Source organism: Bacillus sp. AFS018417, from assembly GCF_002560985.1.
Classification (GTDB): domain Bacteria; phylum Bacillota; class Bacilli; order Bacillales; family Bacillaceae_G; genus Bacillus_A; species Bacillus_A rhizoplanae.
Genome location: NZ_NTTM01000020.1, coordinates 1 through 18191, shown reverse-complemented (window position 1 = coordinate 18191; position 18191 = coordinate 1). Strand labels below are relative to the sequence as shown.

The 18191-nt window shown below is 39.9% G+C and carries 9 protein-coding genes and 3 pseudogenes; 3 read left to right on the top strand and 9 right to left on the bottom strand.

Annotated elements, in window-relative coordinates; genetic code table 11:
- Window positions 1-66 precede the first annotated feature (66 nt).
- From CN326_RS09760 to CN326_RS09745, 4 genes are all read right to left on the bottom strand, one after another.
- Entirely contained in the window at window positions 67-1101 is a 1035-nt protein-coding gene (locus tag CN326_RS09760; protein WP_098308714.1) for a hypothetical protein, read from the bottom strand.
- A 524-nt stretch (window positions 1102-1625) separates the two neighbouring features.
- Window positions 1626-2591 carry an MvdC/MvdD family ATP grasp protein gene (locus CN326_RS09755; protein WP_098308712.1) on the bottom strand — a complete coding sequence of 322 codons (966 nt, stop codon included), beginning with the start codon at window positions 2589-2591 and terminating at the stop codon, window positions 1626-1628.
- An 85-nt stretch (window positions 2592-2676) separates the two neighbouring features.
- Complete coding sequence (locus tag CN326_RS09750) at window positions 2677-2865, bottom strand: hypothetical protein (protein ID WP_098308710.1); 189 nt, start codon at window positions 2863-2865, stop codon at window positions 2677-2679.
- Window positions 2866-2940: 75 nt separating this feature from the next.
- Window positions 2941-3129, bottom strand: a complete 189-nt coding sequence (locus tag CN326_RS09745) for a hypothetical protein (protein WP_098308708.1) — start codon at window positions 3127-3129, stop codon at window positions 2941-2943.
- Window positions 3130-3535: 406 nt separating this feature from the next.
- Here CN326_RS09745 and CN326_RS09740 point away from each other — a divergent pair.
- A pseudogene (locus CN326_RS09740) lies at window positions 3536-3691 on the top strand (IS6 family transposase); the annotation flags it as partial.
- 48 nt (window positions 3692-3739) lie between these two features.
- Here the strand turns inward: CN326_RS09740 and CN326_RS09735 are convergent.
- Complete coding sequence (locus CN326_RS09735; protein WP_098308706.1) at window positions 3740-4447, bottom strand: IS6 family transposase; 708 nt, start codon at window positions 4445-4447, stop codon at window positions 3740-3742.
- 53 nt (window positions 4448-4500) lie between these two features.
- On the opposite strand from CN326_RS09735, the pseudogene CN326_RS25065 reads away from it, so the two are divergent.
- Both CN326_RS25065 and CN326_RS09725 read left to right on the top strand, forming a co-directional pair.
- Window positions 4501-4686 (top strand): annotated as a pseudogene (locus CN326_RS25065) (IS6 family transposase); the annotation flags it as partial.
- A 465-nt stretch (window positions 4687-5151) separates the two neighbouring features.
- Window positions 5152-6690, top strand: coding sequence for an alpha/beta hydrolase (locus CN326_RS09725; protein WP_098308704.1), 1539 nt, complete (start codon window positions 5152-5154; stop codon window positions 6688-6690).
- 546 nt (window positions 6691-7236) lie between these two features.
- Here the strand turns inward: CN326_RS09725 and CN326_RS09720 are convergent.
- The 4 genes and pseudogenes from CN326_RS09720 to CN326_RS09700 form a co-directional block, all read right to left on the bottom strand.
- The gene (locus tag CN326_RS09720; RefSeq protein ID WP_098308702.1) at window positions 7237-13170 is read right to left on the bottom strand and encodes a toxin TcdB middle/N-terminal domain-containing protein; all 5934 of its coding nucleotides are present in this window, start codon (window positions 13168-13170) and stop codon (window positions 7237-7239) included.
- Window positions 13171-13185: 15 nt separating this feature from the next.
- Entirely contained in the window at window positions 13186-16677 is a 3492-nt protein-coding gene (locus CN326_RS09715) for a Tc toxin subunit A-related protein (protein ID WP_098308700.1), read from the bottom strand.
- A gap of 607 nt (window positions 16678-17284) precedes the next feature.
- A pseudogene (locus CN326_RS09705) lies at window positions 17285-17443 on the bottom strand (IS6 family transposase); the annotation flags it as partial.
- A gap of 109 nt (window positions 17444-17552) precedes the next feature.
- Window positions 17553-18191 carry a recombinase family protein gene (locus tag CN326_RS09700; RefSeq protein WP_255258119.1) on the bottom strand — a complete coding sequence of 213 codons (639 nt, stop codon included), beginning with the start codon at window positions 18189-18191 and terminating at the stop codon, window positions 17553-17555.

Genomic DNA, 18191 nt, shown 5'->3' with positions numbered 1-18191 from the left:
ATTCTCTTTTATTTTATTTTTGCACCAGAACCTTTTCGAGCTCTTCTCGAGTTAATGACTACTTCATCATTTCCATACAATGTTGACTTTAAGTTGAGACTCAACATTACGAATGTGCGACATAACCGCGCGTGTTCCGCAGTCACTACCTCCCCACAGCAGTCCGACAGCAGTGGGCTCATTTATTTTCAGAATCACAGATCCCGAGTCTCCTGCACAAGCGAATACCCCACTTGGATTGCTTGCGCTTCTTATCCCTTGAATACAGGACTGCTCAATAAGATACATATTCGATGATGGCCCTGCAGTCCATTGATACGTTGCATAGCTCTCAATAATCCTACCTTCAGTCACGCGGGTCTTGAAACCTCGCTTGCGAACTTGTGCTTTTAACGGATTTAACGGATCTTCCAGGGGCTGAGGCGACAAATCTGTTGCCGTGATACGATCAATCAAAATGTCCGGAGCGTTCTGGCCGATGATTGCCGGAGACAAATCGCGTCCATGCTCGAGTGCGGGGCCCAACTTGAAAACCGCTGCATCCACGAGGCCCACCAAAATCGGTGAGAACGGAAGAGGTTGAGTTTGGGGGAAGTCTATCCGCTCAACACGGCCTATAAGGTCATCTTGAGAGAATCCCACCCCATGTACCAAAGGTGGATGATCTGGCTGCCAGATCTCTTCATTTACCATATGAACCACATGTGTGCAGCTCAACCCGAGGAGTTCGCCCGTTTCAGAGTCCTGGACCACTGCGCCGAGAGTCCCCGCTCCCCTACCATAAGGATTAATGATCCTGACTCCTCCCACTATTGGACTCTGTCGGCTGATATCCTCTGATACTTCGGGTAAACAGCATTCTTCTTCGTAAGGTTTGAAGTTTGACTCTATGATACAGACGCCGACACCTCCCACTACATCCGGTATACCGGATGGTACCTTAGAAATATCTGAAACGTGAACACGAATAGCCAGTTCGTCGTCAAACAGCACACCGTTTTCTTCCCGTAAACCGATTCCTATTCCTACAACTCCTGGCAAGGCTAAAATTGGCCATTTGGCAAGTTCCACGGCCGCAATTAATTCTGGTGAGATCTCCATTGGTATTTTTCCCTTCTTAATCGGATAGTTCTTTGGAGCGTCCAACTTTGAGCTTTATAGGCTCTCTATAAAAAGAAGAATTACCTCATGTTTACTAGACACGAGGTTTCATGTTAGGGTGCATCTAGGCCCACCAGACTTAATTGACGTATTCTGGTGACCGCATAAAATTCTCCTGTAAATTAATTTTTGTTGATTTAATATTTAAAGTTTTAAGGATTTGTCGGTATGTAAGTAATGAAATTTTAAAACAACATTTTAGGGATGAGGCAAGAATTACTTCTTTTTTGATCCATTCACGAAAAACAATAGTGATTTGAGCTATTAATGAAGTTCTACGTCACTTTTTCTTTTCGTTAACTGATGGATTTACGGGATCTTTTATGCCGATCTCATTCAAAAATGACGTATAAGACATCTTCTATGTCATTTTTACCCTTGTGGCTCCAAAAGTAACGAATTCTTGCCGTACCTGTTTAAAGATGATACTTTCTATTCAATCCTTTTATGTAATTTCCACAATTTTATTTAATAATTAAAGATTCAGCCAACGCTTTCGAAATCGGCATACCTGTCTCTTCTTCTAGCCAAAGCCATTGACCTCCCGGATTTACTTCTAAAAAAATCCAGTTATCATCCTCTGTTACTATAAAGTCATAGGCTCCATAAAATAAATCAAATGATTTATGCAACTTCAATAAGGATGTTTTTAACGCGTTGGGGATTTCAAATTTAGAGTATTTTACATTAAAAGTATGAGTTCTCCAGTCTAGTTCAGCTTCAGGAATACCCAGTGTATCAATTCTTATGGCGAATACCATTTCCCCTACTATTGTAATCCTCAGTTCATATTTTTTTTGTATCCGGGTTTGGTAAATTCCCGGGGTAACTTTAACAGACGAACTTATTTTATTTAATAAATCTAATGATACGACCGTCGTTGTTGTTATTTTACCAGGAGGTTCCCAAAAATATGTTAATGGCTTGTAAATGACTTCCGAATGGGAATCGTGTTTTCTTATAAAATCTTCTATTTCATCAAAATCATTTGAAATTATAGTGTTTGGTATTGAAAAACCCATTTTTACTGCGTTACCCAATTGGTATATTTTATGAGAAGCCGTATATTGAGAGTCTAATTTATTTATCCACTTAGCATTTGTATTTTCATAAAGTGGTCTCAGAACATGAAACCATTCTCGATTTCTTAAATCTTCATAACGCAAAGTTTCCACAGTTTCCTTTGGTTGAATGAGTGGTGGTTTCATTCTCCACCACACTGAATGGATATCATTATTATGAATGATTTTATCTTTGTTTTCTGTAGAAAAACTTAAATCGAATTTACCATCATTTATACAATACGTAATGGAATCACTTTCATAACGATTTTGATAGTCAAATATACAATATTCAATATCAACTTCATCTAGTAATTCCTTTATCTTTTGAACGTGGGGGTCAATATTCTGACCAAACAATAAAATCATGAAAAGTTCTCCTTACAAAATTTATAGGTTAAGGTTGGAAAACGAGATATTCCAACCTTAAGTAAGTAGTTAAGGATTATTAAATTTAAATGTCAAAATTATCAACATCCATATCATATAAACCTTGTTCGTTAACAGACGCTGTGTTTGTTGCTCTAAGTGTAACATCTCCTTCGGTTATCGATTTTTTGGCCAATTCTGCTGCAATAGGTTTGATTGTAACCTCCGTATTGGGTTCAACTTCTATAGTTACTTGTATTTTTTTTTCATCCATAATAAATCCTCTTTTACTTTTAAAATTTGCACTAACTAAATATACCCTCTCACAGTTTCTATGCTAATTTAACATCTACATCAATTTAACATCTACATCAACATCAGCATGACCTTGATCGGTAACAGAAGCTGAAGCTGTTCCCGTTATCCCAGCTCTAACATCTCCTTTTTTGGCCAATTCTGCTGCAATAGGTTTGATTGTAACCTCCGTATCGGGTTCAACTTCTATAGTTACTTGTATTTTTTCTTTTTTTTCATCCATAATAAATCCTCCTAGCTTTTAAAATTTGCGCTAACTAAATATATAGTTTCTAAAATATCATGGCGATAATTATAACTAGCCCGCATGTCTCATCTATAAAGGAAACATAAAGGTAGTTTGACTGAATCGGTTGATTGCCTCTTAAAAAGTAATGGAGAGGCAATAATATAAAAAGTCGCACCAGATCTTAGCTAGCGATATTATTTTTCACAACTCCAAAAGTATTTATACCATCTTTAATTAGTTAAGGAATTTGAATAATCAATTTATACCTACGAATTTGCGGGTAAAACATTCGAACAGAAAATACAGGGTTCTGGTGCAAAAATTTCAGCTGACTCGAAACTAATCTCTAAATCTTGGATATACTGATACTATCACTCTAGAAAAGGGATGGTATTCAGTTATGGAAAAGCAAAATTTATTCAAATGGAAACATTATCAGCCTGACATTATTTTGTTAACAGTGAGATGGTACCTACGGTACAACCTTAGTTTTCGTAACTTGGTGGCAATGATGGAAGAACGAGGCTTGTCGATGGCTCACACGGTTCTGGTGCAAAAAGATGATAAATAAAAAAGAACCAAGGATTCCTAACGGAATCACCTGTTAAGCAGTTAATCCAAACAGCTGGTTGATAAAAATATTCTGATTTTGGACAGACTGATCCTGCAAATCAATTTGTTCTTTTTTGACCATATGCATGGCTTCAACACCACTCAATATAGAGGCTGATGTTTTGTATGATTTAAATCCCAACATAGAGCGTATACGTTTTTTAATAAAACGATGATCTTGTTCTACTATGTTATTTAAATATTTTATCCTTCGGATTTTGGTGCCTATTGGTATCCTTTTTTCTTTCTTCAACTGTTCGATAGCAATTGGATAAGCAGGGTTCTTATCAACCGTGATGATACAAGGTTTTGAGACATGAAAAGACCGCAAAGCTTTCTTGAAGAATCGCTTTGCAGCCTTATGATTTCTAGATTTACTCAAATAAAAGTCAATCGTGTTTCCTTCAGAATCAACGGCACGATATAAATACATCCATTGTCCTTTTACTTTTATATATGTTTCGTCCACTCTCCATGAGTTATTCGTTTGTTTGAGATGACGTCGAATTCGTTTATCAAACTCCGGCCCATAATGATGTACCCATCGCATAATAGTTGTATGAGCCAGGAATAACCCTCGTTCCTCCATCATTTCCACCAAATCACGAAAGCTTAAGTTGTACCGTAGGTACCAACGTACAGTTAACAAGATGATGTCTGGTTGATAATGTTTCCACTTAAATATATTCTCCTTTTCCATACTGATCACACACCTTTTATAGAGTAGTACTATCAGTATTTCCAAGTTTGATAGACCATTTTCATATACTTCAAAGTTTTTGCACCAGAACCGGATTCAAGTCATTTCGAACAGCCACTTCTATTCTGAGCGGTATTGAAGCTATGCATATGGTTAGAAAAGATCAACCTCATCAACGGGAAAAGTCTGCCCAAAATGAGGTTGAATTCATTCATAAGTTGTTTGGATTAGCTGCTTAATCTCCAAGTTGACAGGAACTTGCCGTTCTATGTTTCTAGTGAATTATTTTCGCACCAGAACCTGTTTACTTATGTTCATAAAATTATATTTTATTTACGATACGTGAAATTATATAAAATCTGAAATTTTAATATTAAAAACTCTTAATTAAAAAACACCTAAATATCAGCATTCATCAAAAATAACATTTCTCTTGGAATGTTATTTTATATTCACTGTATGATGCAGGCTTACCTTTGGTCAGTTATATGTGATTCCGCACTGCCCTTCCATTTTACTCAAGAAATTCAGCCCAAAAAAAGAGGGAGAAGCGAGTTTCTATTGAAGTTGTTTATGATTGCTTTTTAACTTGTTAGGGGGGATCGTAAAGTAGATTATTAATCTCTTTGATAATTTTTATTTTCCGTATAGTACTAGGAATGTTGTATTAAAAAATTTTAATTTTAAAAGGAGAATCAATAAATATGAGCACGAAAAGACGAATAGGGAAAAAGTTATTACTTGTCAGTACAATTTGTGCGATAACTATTCCTTCTGTTTCATATGCGGAGGAAGTAATTTCACCTAAAAATTTCGCGAGTTCTTCAAGTTTATATGAGGGACGGAATACGGATGTATTGAAAACAAGTTTATATCCCAATACATTTAATAATCCGTTTAACCCAAAATTTATTTCGACATTAAAAGAAACAAACACCAACACAAATATAAAAGAAATAGACAATATGGTTGATGAAAATCCTGTTATATCTACTACTCTTACATTTATCCGTTATATGCATACTGAAAATTATAAATCTGCATTTGATTTAACTTCTCGACCGTTACAGAAGGTAATAACTGAAAAATGGCTAGAGAGTTATTGGAAGGGACTCCCGGTGCAATTACAAGCAGGCTCTTTTATTGGAATTGGAGATGTAAAACAAAAAGAGACAAATTCCATTCATACAAATGTAGAGATAGAATTAGTTTTTGAACAATTTACTGTGCCCTTACTAATTAAATTAGATCCATCTGGAAAAATAGATGATTTTCAACTTAGCATGTCGTTTAGTCCTGTTGCAGAGCGTCCATCATATAGTAAGCCTGAATCATTTATTGATAAAGAAGTAGTAGTTGGAAGTGGTGCGTTTCCATTACCAGGAACATTGTCTGTTCCAAAGGGAAAGGGTCCTTTCCCAGCGGTTATTCTTGTTCAAGGATCTGGAGCAACCGATCAGGATGAAACAGCGTTTGCTTTAAAACCATTTCGCGATTTAGCTGAAGGTCTTGCCTCGAAAGGAATTGCTGTCCTTCGCTATAATAAACGAACCTATGAACATGGATTGAAAACACAATTTAGTCCTTTTTATACAGTTGATAAAGAGACAACAGATGATGCACTTCTTGCGACTCGTTTTCTTCAAAATGAATCTATGATAGATAAGAATCAAATTTATATTCTTGGTCATAGTCAAGGTGGACTGATGCTTCCGAAAATGATCGAAAAAGACCAAGATCAAAATATTGCTGGGGCCATTGTGATGGGAGGACCAGCCCGTACGATCCAGGATGTTGGTTTAGATCAATTTGAGTATCTTTTTTCTATTGGAGCAATGAAACCTGAAGAATATAAATTTTACAAATCGCAATTTGAATTATTAAATGATCCCAATTTCTCTAGTCAGAATCCTCCAAAAGATTTTTATTTAGGATCACCAGTATTTTGGGATTCTATCCGTAAAATTAAAGCAGCAGAAATGTCAAAAGAACAAAAGACACCGCTTCTTATTATTCAAGGAGAAAGAGACTATCAAGTTCAATCAAAAATCGAAATTCCTCTTTGGAAAGAACAATTAAAAGAGCGAGATAACGTTGATTATCGACTATATCCAAAGTTAAATCACTTCTTTACAGAAGGAGATGGGGAATTAAGTAAACCGGATGAATATTATAGTCCTGCTAATATCCCTGAGTATGTTATAAATGATATTGCTACTTGGGTGCAAGGAAGATTGAAATAAAAATAGGAACCATATTTTTTGAAAACGCTTTTCTACATTTAAGATAGAATCATTTTTTTTGAGAGACACATATAATTATTGTATGATGTAAGCAACTATTGTTGGTTTGAAATAAAGTTTGATCAAAAACACTCCACAAACCCGTATTATATGGTAAATAAGAAGAATCCATTTTGAAAAAAGTTTGATGTAGCTTTATAAAAAAGTTCGATCAAAAATAGGCTATAAACGTTGATTTATCAACACTTCTAATATTTGTTTTTGAAAAAAGATTGATTAAAACCGTAGATTGGCTACATTTCAAAACACGTATTTTAGGTTCTGGTGCAAAGATTGCATTTATTTGAAAGAGGTATATAGATTCCACTAGGAAACTTTTCGCCTCTTTATATCTTTCCTAAGTATTTGCACCAGAACCTTATTTCGTGTCTAGATTCTTGGGTTCATTATATTATGATTCGAGGCTTAAAAACATGAAAGACTGCAAAGCTTTTTAAAGTTGCTTTGCAGCCTTCTTGTCTCCTGTGAGGTTAGAACCTGCCCGGTTTATCGATGGGTATCCTTTGACTTAACTACATCATTTTGAAGCAGTAAACCCCATAAATCGTCTGCATAATCAAGTACATAGACGGCATTTGAACCTTGAGCAAAAATAGTGTTGACATTACCAATATACTCCGGTTTTAAATAGTTCAGTACGGGCAAGCCGGAATTTCCTCCAAATTTGATAAAGCTACCTAAGGCTGCTCCCCCGAGTCCCGCGGATAAAATCTTTAACGGATCAAGTCCTTTCCCCGCTGCAAGTTCCCTGCCAAATTTAACGGTAACCTCGGTAGTGAAACCACTTCCGGCATTCTTAAGTAAATTTTTCATAGTAAATGCTAATTTTCCAGTTCCATGGGCACCTTGATTAAATAAATAACTGTTGAAACCAGATACAGAACCAGAAATCGCACCTACAAGAGCACCCTGCAACATTTTTTCCCAAATCTGTCCTGCTGTGCCTTGTCCTCCGGCAAATCCTGCGGCAAAACCCATCGCGGCACCATTAACGGCCCCAGATAACGCACCCGTCAGCACGGTTGCTGAAAACGCCTTCGCCCCAAGAACCGCTGACATCCCCGCTCCAATTCCTAATCCTCCTAATGCGGCGGCTCCACCGACAGCCATTCCTACAAGAACTCCTAAAAGTATATCCCCTCCTGCTGCACTTGCTGAAATACCCCCTACAAGTCCACCGATTGCCATTCCGATGCCTACTGCAATCACACCTGCCGCACCGAAAGTGACGATTGAGAGGGCAACAACCGCAACAACAGCGACAGCAGCAACAATGTATTTCCAGTTTCCCTCAAAAAAGTTACCGATTTCTTCCCAAAAATGCCCCGTAGGATCAATAAAACGCAGTGGGTTATTTTGTACGTAACTATAGCGATTCCATGCCTGCGGTTGATAAAGTTCCGGTATGATCGTATCTGGTGTCAAAAACCGGCCAAGTTTTGGATTGTAAAAACGTGCTCCCATATAAAACAAATCTGCCCAATTATCCCAACATTTCCCTGTATAGAGGTAATTGGTGCCTTCCTCACCGTTCATAATTTTATTTTCTAGCACGGCACCGAAAGGATCGTAATAAACACGTTGCAGTACATGTCCCGTAAAATCAGTCACTAAGGTGGTACTACCTAAATGATCGCCATGAAGAAAACTAATCCCTTCCTGTCCCAAATTGATTCGAGCAACCCGGACGGCACCGTCCATGATATAAGCGAAGGCCTTCTGGTTTTCAATAGAAATCATCTCATCCGGAGTATATATATCTTGAGAGGACGTCCCGCTACTTACTTGAAACCGTACTCTCCGGCCTTCATGATTATAATTACAGAGCATTTTTTCGCTTCCTCTTATAACGGATATCAAGCGGCCAATGGAATCATAATGAGATTCTCCCCATGGCCCACTTAACATTTGACCGGATCGGGTATAAGTAAATGTGTCTGCTCCTGCTGAAACGAGCAACCCTTGTGAGTCATAATCATAATGGCCTACATCGGATTTGAACGTCAAGTTACCTAAGTCATCAAATTGATACATCCAGTTGTTTCCTGATTCAGTGGCAGCCTCTTTTAAACGATACAGGTTATCGTAAATATAATTCGCCGCTGTTTTTGGATCTGGCGAAGTCACCTCAAGCAAATTACCGACTTGATCATAATTATAGCTGAAATGCTGCAATACTGTACCCGATTCTGAGGTTGTATGCAAATCCTTCAGTCGGCAGTCGTGTGTATGATAGTTGTATGTTGTCACAACCTTATTTCCGTACTCAATGCGAGTACGTTGCCCGGATTCATTATAATCTATTTGGCGGATATAATTCGGAATGCGTTTGAGCATGCCCCGCTTGTTATACTCATATCTTAAAAGCAACCGACCTGTACCTGCAGCCGGCTTAGGATAAGTAATGGAATCGATCTCTCCCCGCGCCCGGTAAGTATAATCAAATTGGAGCTTTTGCCCCTGCAGACCAGATGGATTGATCTCCTTTCGGGTAACTCTCCCCAACGCATCATACCCAAAAGTCTCCTCGCCGCTCTGGTATATTACTTTTACCACTCTTCCTTTGGAAAAACTGCCCGCTTCCGGCGGAGCTGGACGATTCATATCGTGATAAACGTACAAAGTTGTAACTTCATTCGTTGCAGGCAGCGAAACGCGACGAAGTCTATCTAATTCATCGAACTCAAAATGTACGGCTTCATTTCCAGCGTCACGTTTTTCGACCTGGTTACCGTTAGCATCATAAAGAAATGTTGAGGTGCCTGAGTCTGGACTATCAGTACGAAGGCGGCGTCCCATAAGGTCATATACAAAATCTGTCCTCTGATTAGCTGAATTCACCATGGCAAGCAGATTACCCTTTATATCATATTCATAATGGGTCGAAATCCATCTGCCCGCTTCATTAAGCGAGACCTCCATAATTCGGCCTGTAGGATCGTAAGTATGTCTTGTTGGTGTGTCAGCATGAGAGCCGCCTATACGGTTGTCCTCCTCGTCGTACAGAAAAACAGCACCTGGTTCAAAACGCTGCTTTTGAACAGTTCCGTCAGAATTGATTACTTCTATTAGCCTGCCGATAGAATCATAACGAAATTTGCGATGCAGGAAGGAACTGGATGGAACCGTATATTCCTGGCTGACCGCATCGTATGGAAAAAATTGTTGTTTTACAAACCCACGCACCGAATAAAGCTGGCTTCGTTCAACAATTTCATTAGAATCGACAACTACCCTTTCCTCAAGAACCTGGCCATACCCGTCCAGGTACACCTTGGTTCGCAAAAGTTCAGAGGTTCCATTTACAGTGCGCTCCTCTGTAAGGACACAGACCGGTTTTTTATCCGTCAAATATGTGTACATTGTGGTAGGCAGTTCACTACTAGCTCCGGGTTCTACCGTATACTTAATCCTTCCTAAAGGGTCATACCGGTTGAAAATAATAGCACCATTTACATCGGTAAGCGACTGTAATTTATTAGCTCTATAATCAATTTGAGCTTCCGTAACATTTCCTAAGACGTCTATAATCTTATTCGGTTGTATTTTATGAATATCATAAAAGAGGTTCGTTGTGCTTCCTCTTGCATTTGTAATCGTTCCTTGAAGCAGGTTGGCATTTTCTGTTCGTGTGTAGGTTACTTGATTAATCCACCAACCTCCTTCACCGTTACGTCGATGATAACCAAGTTCTCGAAAATCAGGTGCATTTACCCCGTATACTTGAGCAACAATTTCATCGGTTAATACAAGTGTTTCTTGTTTGGTTAGTAGACCTTTTGGGCCAACTTGTCCCTGTTGTAGCTCATCATAGTAGCTGATGGATGCGGCGATAATGTTGCCATTTTCATCACGTTGAACCATCCTTGATGGTTTACTGCGGAACCTTCCCGTCGGATCAACGGCAAAGGTAGTATAGGTGGTCATAACACGGTTTAAACCCGGATTGCGGGGGTCTTCCGCCCGCTGTTCCTGTTCCATAACATTGCCATACTCATCAAAGGCAAGATTCCTATTAACTGTCACCCGATAAGGCGTTGCTTTCCTTTCGAAAAAAGCCGTTCGATTTTCCAACTGGCGTGGTGCTACTACTTCTATGCCGTTCACATCCATCAGCACTTCAACACGCCAAATGCTTTCCGTTTGCATGTAGAGTTTGTCCTGTTCAGGACTGCCATCCACCCCACATACTTCAGTTTTCAAAAGCTTCCCTCTTAACACCTTCAGACGGGCACGTTCACTGTCGGTCAAAGGCCTGCCAGGGTCTATCGGATCAAATCCAATATGGTACCAATTTCGGGTGAGCATCGGGCTGACTGCTTCGTCTCCAGCCTCTTCAATTTCAGTCAAACCAAATCCTGCAAATTCCCTGTCCTTGCCGTCATAATGACCTTGGTGATACCGATATCTGGATAATGAACAACTGGAGGTGACTTGATCAATTGTTCGTATCGAACGAATAACAGGGACCGGAAAAGGCAAAAAAGTCATCCAGTCAATCTTATTTTCCTTATCTCTGGTTGCCTCCGCCACAGACGTTCCATATTCGATTTCGGTAACAAGTCCCATCCCGTTATCAATGCGGTTTAGTAAATAGGGTTTAACACCTCCAGTAAAATCGAGATAAAAATAATCCGTCTTCCTGCCCGTAGCTCCTACATAAGACCAGAGTACACCTGCAGTTCCGGAACCTTTCATATCAGCAAGGCGAATTAGATCTAATTGAGCAGATGGAGTATAACGAATAACCTCTTGATTGCTGAGAGTAGTTCCCCCCCCATTCTGCCAGTAGATGACTTGTTCCAAATCGACATAGACCAGGTCTGCACATCCATCCCCATTGATATCTGTAAAAAACATTCTCTTCGGATCATACTGTCGTTGTAAAACCGGCGGGTTTGTCAAATAAATGGAAGTACCCCACATTCCGTTTCCGAGATATGGCCAATAAACGACACCCGATCCATCTACCCGTACGAGATCCTGAAAACCATCTCCGTTTATATCCGCTACATGCACATGAGGATCACTCAAGGAAACCGGCGGCACCTGATCCCGTGGAATGGTTTGTGGAATCTTATCCCATCCTCCGCCCGGCTGGCGATAATACAAGATAAAATGATTTTCCCTGGTAACAAGCAAGTCAGTAATGCCGTCTCCATTTAGGTCTACAAGACGTGCATTGGGGTCATTTAAAGGAACATCTGGAGCCCAACGCCAAAATACAGGTTGGTCAAACCCGCCTTTTGGCTTGTGGGGATAATATCCGGCTAGTGGACGATCCATCATGAGTAGGTCAGCCGTGCCGTTCCCCTCCATATCAGCGAATGCAGTACCGCGCTCGTTTAAGGCCACTGGGACAGGCAAAGGATCAATGGAACGGGGGTTAGCCCATATGCAATTGCCCTTGTTAATCCATACACGAGCCATGCCGCCGCCAATCTCAAGCAAATCCGGGAGGCCATCCCCGTCCCAGTCAATTAATTCAAGCCTTCCTGCCTGCATTGATCCTGGAGCGGCGTATGGTACCTCAGAATTAAATCGTTCAAGCCTTCGGGGAGAAAATGTTGTATAACCCAACGTGAGAACCGGTAGACTAGCAGCTTCCCCCTCTTCACCAAATCCAGTCAGTTTAATCTGATGCAACAAAGAATACCCGTTATTGGAGGTTTTTTCATAAGTCAAATCCCACCGCCTGACAAGTGCATTTGAAGACGTATTTAGCAGAAGTTCTATTCGATTACAGCGCAGCCGCGTAGTAATGATAAAACCAGCACGGCCGTTTATAAGGGGATCCGGCCTTTCTTCATAGTGGAACCGGACAGTATAGATACTATAATCGATCCGTTGTATATAAAGCTCGTTTCCATCTCGGAGGTAGCTGTACTTAACCTTGTAACCGAGGTTGTCTTCCACTTCTTCCAGGTGCCAGCTTAATGTTTTCTGGCTCCCCTCTGTTTCGTTGAAAAGACGGGCATTTTCGCTTACACCAAGTCGATAGTATTTCCCCTCATTATCTATTATCCGAAAACCTTCCCCTTCACGTGTAAACTGCCATCCATTCGTATCTACCTTTAAACGGTACTTTCCTCCACCAATGTTCACTAATTCTCCTCCGCCCTTTAGGATCAAAGGGTCATGAGCACGATAAGTTGGGGTATGCTTGTCCATTGAACGTTGTATCGTAAATAGGTTTAAATCGAATCCCATGCCGAAAGGACCGGAGCCCGCTCCAGTATGATAAAAAAGAGACAACTTGGGAGCTATATCGTTAGGCCCATTAGGAATGTCGAGCGGAATCGAGTAAGATCCCGTTCCGGTATGCAAATCCGGTTGAAATGTTTCGCCCAATCCTTGGACGGCACCGCCTCCTTTAGGTAAGGAGAGTATCTGTTCTGCTGTTCCTGATTTTTTGCTCATAACGTCAACCTCCCATTATGTTCTCGGCTTGTATTCATATTCAAGAATAAAAATGATATTGCGGATTTTATTAAGTTTTAACACACCATTTTCAACAAGATCTGGATTCTCCTCCGCTCGGATTTCTATAAGATAATCTCCGATGGCTTTCCCCGTCACAAGAGGCTCCCATGGATGACCGGATGCTGCCACAATCTCTCCCTTTTCATTAGGGCTGGCAGCAACGGGTTCAGCATGACCAGGGACACCAAATCGAATTTTCCAATTGGAAGGATTCATTCCTGGTTCGGTGATCAGCATCATCGCCAACTTGCGAATTTGCGGATTTTGTTCGTTGAAGGGGAAATCAATTGAATCCAAAGAAAACGCAAGCTTCCCGGTATCCTGAAAATGAAAAAACACATCCGGGTACGCCCAACGTAATGGTATTGATTTCTGGCGGACAGTTGCCCCTGTGAAGGAGGCCAGTTGCTCTTTTACAGCACCCTCCAATGTTTGATCGTAAAAAGCGTTGTAATAAAAGGTTATTCTTATATCTGTGATGGAATAAAAGTCCAGGTCATTTGTTGCTTTCGGAATCTCCAACGTCCATGTACTTTCTACTCCTGCGCCCTCAAAAATTTTTAACTTGCGTGTATCCGTGGGAAATACGAATGCATCTTCTTTGAGGCGATACTCTGAAAGCAAGAGTGTCTCTTTCGGTTGAATTCGGAATTTTATTTGGTTAATGTCTTGAGTCCGGTAACGGCTAATCCCGTTGTTTGTCAGCGTACCTCTTATTCCGGAACGAGGAAGTATTCCCTCGATTTCCACCTCAACATTCTCAATTCTCCTTCCATATGTTCCTGGAAAGGCTAGATCGAAATCTTCGAGACGAGTTTCAAACTGCATCCGCCCGGTTTGCCGAAGCTGAGTTTCAAACAAGAACGGATATCGTTCAACCAGTGAGATGGTTTGCTTGACTGGGATCTGCTTCCGTTTAATCGTTACAATCTGGTCGTAGGTAAAGGAGTCAATGTCCAACAGGAGAGCTTCTCCAGCAAGCATTCCCTTGACGGTTTGTGCGGAATAATCGGCCTTAATCATCTGGCGATTCACGTCGTTTTCAAAATTATACGCACGTTGCATCATTTTTGCGACTCTAAGCGCCATATCAAAATAATTGTTTGAAATATTGCGCATAAAAATACCCATCCGCTTCCAGACCTCTGGCGTGAAAAGCTGATTGTCAAAGGCCTTAATATTATCTTTTGCCGCCTGCTCCCGTAAGTTGGAGATATATTGGTTATACCATCCCACATTAACTTGAGCGTTCGCCGCCTTAACCTGTGCCTGTGCAACAACTTCGGCATTTTTCAATTCCTCTATTTGCCGTTTCATGGAGGCAAGTTCATAATCTCGTGTAATGGTTTGTAGTCGCTCCGTTTTATCAGCGATAACTTCATGGAGATGCCTGCCCGCATTAGGTCCATTACCACCTATCGGACTAGTTAACTCCCAAGGGTTTTCAGAGGAAAACCATGCATTGTCTCTACTTAGCCAAATCCTTTCCCAACTCATAGAGTTGTAATCGTTGTAATTTTGCTGTGCATTGTTACGACGTGATGTCGCCAATGTTTGTCCTGCTTTGCAAACGTCTAATTCTGCCTCTGCAGCCTCCCGCTGCTTTACAGCTAAACCATACTCTGCATTTGCAATATTAGCTGCTTGATTCAACTGCTGCCTGGAAAACTCTTCATTTTCTCCGCGATCCAAAAAATTAATAAATTCTCGTTCGGCTTGAACAGCCTGCTGAGCAAAATAACGGGCTGCGTTTTGTAAGTATTCGAAACTCCAAATCGGCACGATATCCGACGATAAACCAAGAAAGTCAAGGCCCGCCTGTAATTGGGTAAGACGTTTTCTAACCGTTAACACAATTATGGCTAGAGTTGGATTTAAATCACCCGCTCCACTTGCATCAAAATCCTTCAGCATTTCCTCAACCTTTTGACCGACAGACTTTAACGCCGGATGTTTGTATAAAGGTGATTCAGGCCAAACAACAGGAGTGGTTCCCGGCGGCTCCATCACCTTGCGATAAATATCCAAAGCAGATTGGTACTCATCGTTTTTATAATATTGATCCCCCATTTCCAATACATTTTCCGCTAATTTGAGCCATAGTGCAGGAGACTCTAGATTTGAGTTTATGTATTCGTAGTCTGCCGCTTCCAAGTAATAAGATTCAGCTGTCTCGAACTCGCCTAAAGCATTGTAACAGTCCCCAAGTGCAACAGGTATGACATAAAAATAAACATGAGGAATCTGAACTGCGAAATCGCTTGGAAGTTCGTCGGGGAAGCGAAGATCGGACAGGCTTTCATAAGAAGTACGTGGATCATAGAAATCATTTACGAATTGATCAACAGGTAAGCGGTCACCTGATTCCCATAGAACTTCAATTTCCTTTCCAGCCCAGAAAAACCGTAGTTTTTTTGGATAATCTTTTTCAGAAGACTTGGCTTTAACTTCGACCGCCTGTTTTGTCCATCCTCCTCCTTTTCCAGGAAGACGATAGGTGACAGCCAATCCATTCGATTGATATAGATCACTTAAATCAGATGGCTGTATTGAACCGCATTGGATTTCTGACATCGCGGGAGGCTGGACACTTTTACTGTCCAAACCTTGCGCCTTTTTAATGAGCTCATTTCCTTGTTCAAGAAGCTCAGAGGCAGACCCTGTATTCCCTTTCTTGGTGCACAGCGCAGCCATGTTAAAGAAATATTGGGCTTCTCCAACCATATCATTGTTTTCTCTATAAATTTTCACTGCTTCTTCCAAAAAATTCAATGCTCGATCTAATCTTCCCATATTAATATAGACGGCCGCTAAGCTCAACATGATGGCAGCTCTTCCTAAATTCCCCTCGGGATAATCATCGGAATAATCAATCCTTTTTAATGCGCGTATAAAGAAAAATTCGGCTCTTTCCCACTGACCTCTATTCGCATAGGAAATACCCATTTCGCCGTCGATACGAACAGAACGATCGAATGCATCTGCAACATGGACCCCAAGATTTTTATATTGTGTAAACGTCTCAGGTACTTCCATTGCTGGACCAAATATTGCTTTTAACTTCCTAGGGGCTATCGCCTCAACATACTCCAGACTTGCAGTTAACAGTGGATAAAACATGTCGTTATGAACTGGAAATTGTACCTCTGGCCTGCAGCAAATTTCTTCCGGAACAGACGGGTCCAGCAATCGGTAAATGGTACCTTGAGCTAATTTGTATTCTTCAATCGCCTTTTGGTATTGACTCTTGAGGTAGAATTCGTGTGCCTGCGCAAGATGGCGCTTGATTTCAAGCAATTTCCTCCGGGACTGGAAATCAGCTTCTTCTTGTGGGCATCCGCCTCCATAATTCTTTGATAAATTCTCAATTTCCTCCGAACAAGCGGATACAGATTGTCGAATGTTACGGACCGATACATAATTTTCAGGATATTCTATCATCATTTAAAACAGCTCCTAACTTCAAATCTTTGCTTGAATCAATCATTACATTAAAAGCTTTTCAATTTTTATAACAGAAGTGTCAATCATAGAGAGGGAAAATCGTTTTGTACGCTATTCCTTTTTAAGTTCCTTGCATATGAAACTTCATATTCCTTATTAGTCATGTCTTCTTCGGGTATACGTAATTTCAAATCCGAGTGAAACCTATTGTTATTTATAGAAATAAGAGTTTGTTTATCTCCCTTCCCGATTGCTTTGAAATTTGCCATTGTTCCATCCTACTTCACTCTTTTTATAATTTTTAGAAGGATATTATTCTGTGGTATCTGTGAGCTCCGAAAACTACACTATTTCACCAATAAGTCTCTCAACGACTCTCTCTATTGACATCTTTTATTTTGAACGTAGGATTTTCATATTATTCCAGTAGTCTAATATGTATTGATTTACGTAGCTGAGAAATAACTAATTAATGAAACTTTTCCCTAATGATAATAAAAATTTATTGATTACTAAATTTTTGGATTGTTGACTCCAATTTTTTGGTTCTGGTGCAAAGATTGCATTTATTTGAAAGAGGTATATAGATTCCTAATGGAATCTATTCTTATGCAGCCATTCCGAATAGTTGATGAATAAACTTCATTTCATTTTGGACAGACTTGTCCCGTAAAATAAGTTGGCCTTTTTTAATGATATGCATCGCTTCTATTCCTGAAAGAATAGATTTAGCTGTACGAAAAGATTTCAATCCTAACATGGGTTTCTTTGCCCATCCCCTCGAAAAGGGGGAATAGTGAAAAAAGTATCAAAAAACAGCTTGAAATACAGGTTTTTACTTCTTTTTAAAATGAATATGTCAAAACATATACAATTTAATTTTCCTCATACTGTTTGGCAAGTTTATAAAATGAGGAACGTTTGATGCCATACTTTTTCATAGCTCCTACGGCTGTAATTGAACCAGATTTCCATTCCTTGTAAGCATCCATAAATTCTTCTGTTATTTCGACAGGCGGACGTCCTAAACGTTTACCTTGCTTCCTGGCAAGAGCAATTCCTTCAGCTTGACGTTGTTTAATATCAATTCGCTCTTTTTCTGCAAAGGCCGATAATATTGTAAGAGTTGCTTTTTGAATTGCACTCTGAATGACATCATTTGTACTTTCTCCAGTGTAATTGACGTTAATATATGGTTCCTTTATAAATTGTAAATTTACTCTATGCTTTTCATAGTACCTAAATTCTTCTAATGTATCATTCATATTTCTCCCAAGTCTTGTTAAGGAATCAAATACAATGGTATCTTCCGCACGAACAAGACGTTTTAGCATTTGATAGTTCTCTCGCTCCATATTTTTTCCAGATTCTTTATCAATGAAAATATCCCGATCTTCTATCCCTAAATCCTTCATATTCTGAATTTGTCGTTCTTCGTTTTGATCTTTACTTGAAACTCGTACATAACCAAATTTTTGGTTCTGGTGCAAAAATAAAATAAAATAAAAGAGAAT